At 70.8% G+C, this 6,565-nt stretch carries 7 protein-coding genes; all 7 read left to right on the forward strand.

Annotated elements, in window-relative coordinates:
- The coding region (locus tag HW578_RS21035) for a hypothetical protein (protein ID WP_198372674.1) at positions 1–332 on the forward strand (332 nt) is incomplete at its 5' end.
- 49 nt (positions 333–381) lie between these two features.
- Positions 382–915, forward strand: a complete 534-nt coding sequence (locus HW578_RS21040) for a hypothetical protein (RefSeq protein WP_198372675.1) — start codon at positions 382–384, stop codon at positions 913–915.
- Positions 916–1,230: 315 nt separating this feature from the next.
- Positions 1,231–2,508, forward strand: a complete 1,278-nt coding sequence (gene eno / locus HW578_RS21045) for a phosphopyruvate hydratase (RefSeq protein ID WP_198372676.1) — start codon at positions 1,231–1,233, stop codon at positions 2,506–2,508.
- A 247-nt stretch (positions 2,509–2,755) separates the two neighbouring features.
- Positions 2,756–3,076 carry an FtsB family cell division protein gene (locus tag HW578_RS21050; RefSeq protein WP_198372677.1) on the forward strand — a complete coding sequence of 107 codons (321 nt, stop codon included), beginning with the start codon at positions 2,756–2,758 and terminating at the stop codon, positions 3,074–3,076.
- Between the two features lie 479 nt (positions 3,077–3,555).
- A complete protein-coding gene (pdhA, locus tag HW578_RS21055; protein ID WP_198372678.1) occupies positions 3,556–4,578 on the forward strand; it encodes a pyruvate dehydrogenase (acetyl-transferring) E1 component subunit alpha in 1,023 nt (340 codons plus the stop codon).
- Between the two features lies 1 nt (position 4,579).
- Entirely contained in the window at positions 4,580–5,965 is a 1,386-nt protein-coding gene (locus HW578_RS21060; protein ID WP_198372679.1) for a pyruvate dehydrogenase complex E1 component subunit beta, read from the forward strand.
- 13 nt (positions 5,966–5,978) lie between these two features.
- On the forward strand, positions 5,979–6,565 hold a 587-nt coding region (locus HW578_RS21065), incomplete at its 3' end, for a biotin/lipoyl-containing protein (RefSeq protein ID WP_198372680.1).

Consider the following 6,565-nt stretch of genomic DNA (forward strand, 5'->3'; position numbering starts at 1 on the left):
GTGTGGCGCTGCTGCAGGCGGTGATGGGCGAGGATGCGCGCGCCGGCCTGCGTGGCGTGCTGGCGCAGCGCCACGAGGCCTGGCGCGACGCGCAGCGCGGCCTGCTCGCCACCGGCCAGCGCATGGACCCGACCCAGCGCCTGGCGCTGTCGAACCGCGTGCAGGCCGCCCTTGCCGCCGATGGCTTCGACCTGCCGGCGGCCGAGGTGGTGCGCCTGCTGGGCGACCTGCCGCCGGCCCATGCCGCCGCCGGGGCGGAGGATGCCGCGGGTGTGGCGGCCTTCCAGGCGGCGCTGGCGCGCTTCCAGGGCGTGCTCGGCCAGGCGCGCTGAATACCTTGCGTCGGCGCCCCCAGCCACCCTCGGACCGGAGGCCCTCCGCGTGACCGCCATCGCCGATCGCCTGGCCCGCCGCGCGTTGCTGCTGGGCCTGCTCGCGCTGCCCTGCGGCCTTGCGGGATGCGCCGCCGCGCCGGAGCGCGCGATCCTCGTCGAGGCCGGCGTCACCGGCGCGCTGCGGGACACGATCCGGGAGAGCCGCCGGCCGGATGCCGCGAACAGCTGCGGCTGGCTGCATGTCAGCGGCTTCGGGACGGGCGGCGCGCCGATCCACTTCATGCTGTGGGAGATCGTGGTCGCGCCCGCCGGCGGGCAGGACGGCTTCCGCCTCTCCTTCCCGATGGAGCAGGCCGAGGGCGGGCCGCGGCCGGCGCGCGCCGCGCGCGTACAGGCCAGGGCCGGCGGCCGCGCCTGGGAAGGCAGCGCCGTGCAGGACGACTTCACCGCCGAGGTCACGCCGGGGCGCGGCTTCGCGACCGGCCGCTTCGTGCTGCGCGGCCTGCGCCCGGAGGATGGCGGGGAGGGGCGGATCGACCTTGTCGGGCGATGGTCCTGCCCCGAGCGGGAGCCGGGCTGACAGACCGCCGGGGAATGCCGGCACCGGCGCGATCCCTCGCCCGGTCACCCACGACACCATCCTGACTGGGGTGGCCGCGTGGAGAAGCGGGCGTGCGCCGAACTCCAGAATGCGCGATGCGGCGCGGCCTCGAACGGTCTCCGAGCGCCCGGCTCGGATCGTGCCCGGGAGCGCGTTCCGAGGCCTGGCACGGGCGTGCGCGAGGACGCCGGCGCTGCAGGCGCTGGCCGATGTCCGCATTCGCGGGCGCGGTGACTTGCCCGCCGGCCGCGCCTCCGCTACGCGCGCCGCGTCTGACCTCAGAAGGGACGCCCCATGGCCGCCATCGCCGACATCATCGCCCGCGAGGTCCTCGATTCCCGCGGCAACCCGACGGTCGAGGCCGAGGTGGTGCTCGAGACCGGCGCGCGCGGCCACGCCATCGTGCCCTCCGGCGCCTCGACCGGCGCGCATGAGGCGGTCGAGCTGCGCGACGGCGACAGGAAGCGCTACGGCGGCAAGGGCGTGCTCAAGGCGGTCGCGAATGTCGAGGGCGAGATCTTCGACGCCATCTCCGGCATGGACGCGCAGGACCAGGTCAAGATCGACGAGGTGCTGATCGAGCTCGACGGCACGCCGAACAAGGCGCGGCTCGGCGCCAATGCGATGCTGGCGGTCAGCCTCGCGGTGGCCAAGGCGGCGGCGGCGGATCTCGACATCCCGTTCTATCGCCATGTCGGCGGCGTGTTTGCCCGCACCCTGCCGGTGCCGATGATGAACATCATCAATGGCGGCAAGCACGCGGACAACCCGATCGACATCCAGGAATTCATGATCATGCCGGTCGGCGCCGGCACTGTCGCGGATGCGGTGCGGGTGGGCTCCGAGGTCTTCATGGCGCTCAAGAAGGCGCTGCACGATGCCGGGCATTCCACCAATGTCGGCGACGAGGGCGGCTTCGCGCCCAACATCGGCTCCGCCGACGAGGCGCTGGGCTTCATCGCCAAGGCCTGCGAGGCCGCCGGGCATCGCGTGGGCGAGGAAGTGGTCTTCGCGCTGGATTGCGCCGCGACCGAGTTCTTCCACGACGGCGCCTACAGGCTGGAGGGCGAGGGCAAGACCCTCGATGCCGGCGGCATGGTCGACTACCTGGCGGCGCTGACCGCCAAGTGGCCGATCGTCTCGATCGAGGACGGCATGAGCGAGGATGACTGGGCCGGCTGGAAGGCGCTGACGGAACGGCTGGGCGGCAAGGTCCAGCTGGTCGGCGACGACCTGTTCGTGACCAACCCCGAGCGCCTGCGCCTGGGCATCGAGCGCGCCACCGCCAACGCCATCCTGGTCAAGGTCAACCAGATCGGCACCTTGACCGAGACGCTGGAGGCGGTGGAGACCGCGCACCGCGCCGCCTATCGCGCCGTGATGTCGCACCGCTCGGGCGAGACCGAGGATGCGACCATCGCCGACCTCGCGGTGGCCACGAATTGCGGGCAGATCAAGACGGGGTCGCTGTCGCGCTCGGACCGCCTCGCCAAGTACAACCAGCTGATCCGGATCGAGCAGGGGCTGGGGCCGGCGGCGCGCTATGCCGGGCGGGGCGTGCTGCGCCGCTGAGACCGCCACCGGCGCGTCGCAGCGGACCAGGGGCCTGGCCGCTGCGCCGCGCTGACGTAGCGTTCAGAACTGCGCCGCGGCGGGGCAATCCGCACCCGGCGCCGGCCTGTCGTGACAGGGCGTGAGTCCCGCAGGCCGCGCCGGTGCAAAAAACATCATGCCCGACGCGATTTCCTGGACGAAGCGGGTGACACCGAGTCGCGCCCGCGCCTAGAATCCCGTGTCGCTTCGTCCTGGATGCCCCCTGTTGCGGTTCATCAAGCGCGTCATCAACGCCCTTGCCCTGCCGGTCGTCTTCCTGGCGGTCTCGGGCTATTTCGTCTGGCACGCCATGCATGGCGAGCGCGGGCTGATTGCGCGCGAGCAGCGCATCGCGGAGATCGCTGCCGCGCGCGCCGAGCTGGCGCGGGCCGAGGCGGAGCGCGACGCGATCGAGCGCCGCGTCACCGGCCTGCGCGGCGACCGGCTCGACCGCGATCAGCTCGACGAACGCGCGCGCGCGCTGCTGAACATGGCCGGGCGGGACGAGATCGTGGTGCCCTTCCCGGCGGATCGCCGGCTCTACTGAAGCCCGCCGCCCCGGCGGTACTGCCGGGCGACGCCGACCGGGTCGAAGTCGTGGCGCCTGCGCGCCCCGAAGCCTCGGCTGGCGTGGATCAGCGCCGAGAAGTGCGCGATCGGGATCGACGGCGTTGCGCCGACCGGCATTGCGGGGATGCTCCATCGCGTGTTGCGCGGGTTGGCCGGGTGCATCGCGCCCCGTCGGGAGACCGGCGCCACCAGAGCCGCGGTCCGAAGCGGCGTGCCCGCGCATCGTTTCTGTCCTGCAGGGCGCGCGCGCATGACGTTGCGCGCAGCGCCCGCGACGGGCTGAGCAATAAAATGACGGCGCTGACCGCCTTCATCAGGACTGACAATGACTTAACTACAATGCGGTTAATTGCCGTATTGCGTTGCAAAAGAACGGTTTTTCGTCTGTCGTCGCTTGCGCGGACGCTCGCGCCGGCCTTATGTGGCACAAACTGCCAGATAAGGAGGGAGCACCGCATGGCCCAGGCCGCCGACACCAGCCCCAAGCGCCGCGGGAAGGCGAAGCAGCCCCCGATCAGCCGCGCCGACATGCTCCGCGCCTATCGCGACATGCTGCTGATCCGCCGCTTCGAGGAGAAGGCCGGCCAGCTCTATGGCATGGGTCTCATCGGCGGCTTCTGCCACCTCTATATCGGCCAGGAAGCGGTCGTGGTCGGAATGCAGATGGCGCTGAAGCCGGGCGACCAGGTCATCACCTCCTACCGTGACCACGGGCACATGCTGGCCACCGGCATGGAGGCGCGCGGCGTCATGGCGGAGCTGACCGGGCGCATCGGCGGCTATTCCAAGGGCAAGGGCGGGAGCATGCACATGTTCTCGCGCGAGAAGGGCTTCTACGGCGGACATGGCATCGTCGGCGCGCAGGTCTCACTCGGCGCCGGGCTCGCCTTCTCGAACTGGTATCGCGGCAACGACCATGTCGCCGTCACCTATTTCGGCGAGGGCGCGTCGAACCAGGGCCAGGTCTACGAGAGCCTGAACCTGGCGGCGCTGTTCAGGCTGCCCTGCATCTTCGTCATCGAGAACAACAAGTACGGCATGGGCACGAGCGTGGAGCGCGCCTCGGCCTCGCGCGACCTGTCGCAGAACGGCGCGGCCTGGGGCATCCCGGGCGAGCAGGTGAACGGCATGGACGTGATCGCGGTGCGCGAGGCGGGCGAGCGCGCGGTGGCGCATTGCCGCGCCGGCAAGGGGCCGTACCTGCTGGAGATGAAGACCTACCGCTACCGCGGCCATTCCATGTCCGACCCCGCCAAGTACCGCACGCGCGAGGAAGTGCAGAAGATGCGCGAGACGTCCGACTGCATCGAGACCGCACGCAAGGTGCTGGTGGATCAGTTCGCGGTAACCGAGGCGGAGCTGAAGGTGATCGACGACGAGGTGAAGGCGATCGTGCAGGACAGCGCCGACTTCGCGCAGCAATCGCCCGAACCGCCGGAATCCGAACTGTTCACCGACGTGCTGGTGGAGGCGAAGTGACATGGGCGCCGTGATCCTGATGCCCGCCCTCTCGCCCACGATGACCGAGGGCAAGCTCGCGCGCTGGCTCAAGAAGGAAGGCGATGCGGTGAAGTCCGGCGACGTGATCGCCGAGATCGAGACCGACAAGGCCACGATGGAAGTGGAGGCGGTCGACGAGGGCACCATCAGCGCCATCCTGGTGCCCGAGGGCACCGAAGGCGTGCAGGTGAACAGCCCGATCGCCGAGCTCGATGGCGGCGCCGGCGGCGGCGCGGCCGCGCAGACCATGCACGGCATCACCAACAAGAACCCGCGCGAGAACGAGAAGATGATCGCCGATGCCGGCACCGCGCAGCGCGCGGACCCCACCGTCCCCGCGGCGCCGCGCGCGCCCGAGATGCAGCCCGAGCGCGACTGGGGCCCGATGAAGCCCATCACGGTGCGCGAGGCGCTGCGCGACGCCATGGCCGCCGAGATGCGCGCCGACCGCGATGTCTTCCTGATCGGCGAGGAGGTCGGCCAGTACCAGGGCGCCTACAAGATCAGCCAGGGGCTGCTCGACGAATTCGGCCCGAAGCGCGTGATGGACATGCCCATCACCGAGCACGGCTTCACAGGCATGGCGGTGGGCGCAGCCTTCACCGGGCTCAAGCCGATCGTCGAGTTCATGACCTTCAACTTCTCGATGCAGGCGATCGACCAGATCATCAACTCGGCGGCCAAGACGCTCTACATGTCGGGCGGGCAGCTCGGCTGCCAGATCGTCTTCCGCGGGCCGAACGGGGCGGCATCGCGCGTGGCGGCGCAGCATTCGCAGTGCTACGCGTCCTGGTACGCGCATTGCCCGGGGCTGAAGGTGGTTGCGCCCTGGAGCGCGGCGGATGCCAAGGGGCTGCTGCGCGCCGCCATCCGCGACCCGAACCCGGTCATCGTGCTCGAGAACGAGATCATGTACGGGCAGACCTTCGACTGCCCGACGGCAGAGGACTTCGTCCTCGACATCGGCAAGGCCAAGGTCGAGCGGCCGGGCACGGATGTGACCATCGTCGCCTTCTCGATCATGGTCGGCATGGCGATGCAGGCGGCCGAGAAGCTCGCCGAGCAGGGCATCAGCGCGGAGGTGGTGAACCTCCGATCCCTGCGCCCGCTGGATACCGAGACGATCGCGCGATCCGTCCGCAAGACCAACCGCCTGGTGACGCTCGAGGAAGGCTGGCCCTATGCCGGCATCGGCGCCGAGGTGGCGATGCAGGTCATGGAGACCTGCTTCGACCACCTGGACGCGCCGCCGGTGCGCGTCACGGGCCTCGACATCCCGATGCCCTATGCGGCGAATCTCGAGAAGCTCGCGCTGCCCCGCCTCGATCAGGTGGTCGATGCGGCGAAGCGCGTCACCTACAAGTAAGGGGGATCAGCAGATGGCGACCAACATCCTGATGCCGGCGCTCTCCCCCACCATGACGGAGGGCAACCTGGCGCGCTGGCTGAAGAAGGAAGGCGAGCGCGTGAAGGCCGGCGACGTGATCGCCGAAATCGAGACCGACAAGGCGACCATGGAAGTGGAGGCCGTGGACGAGGGCATCCTCGGCAAGATCCTGGTCCCCGGCGGCACCCAGGGCGTGAAGGTGAACGACCCGATCGCGGTGCTGGTCGAGGAGGGCGAGGCGGTCCCGGTGGCCGGCGCTGCGCCCGCCGCCGCAGCCGCACCCGCCGCGGCACCGACCGCGCCCGCGCCGTCACCAGTCGCGCCGGTGGCGCTGAACCCGCAGCCGCTGCCGCCTTCTGGCGGTGATCGCGTTTTCGCCTCGCCGCTGGCGCGGCGCATGGCGCAGCAGGCGGGGCTCGATCTTTCCCGCGTGACGGGGTCTGGGCCGAACGGGCGGATCGTGAAGGCGGATATCGAGGCGGCGCTGTCGCGCGGGCCCTCCGCGGCGCCCGCGCCTGCCGTGGCCGCGCCGGCTGCGGCGCCCGTGCCTAGGCCCGCCCCTGCGCCGGTGGCCGTCAC

The sequence above is a fragment of the Roseomonas rosulenta genome, assembly GCF_016106005.1.
Lineage (GTDB): Bacteria > Pseudomonadota > Alphaproteobacteria > Acetobacterales > Acetobacteraceae > Neoroseomonas > Neoroseomonas rosulenta.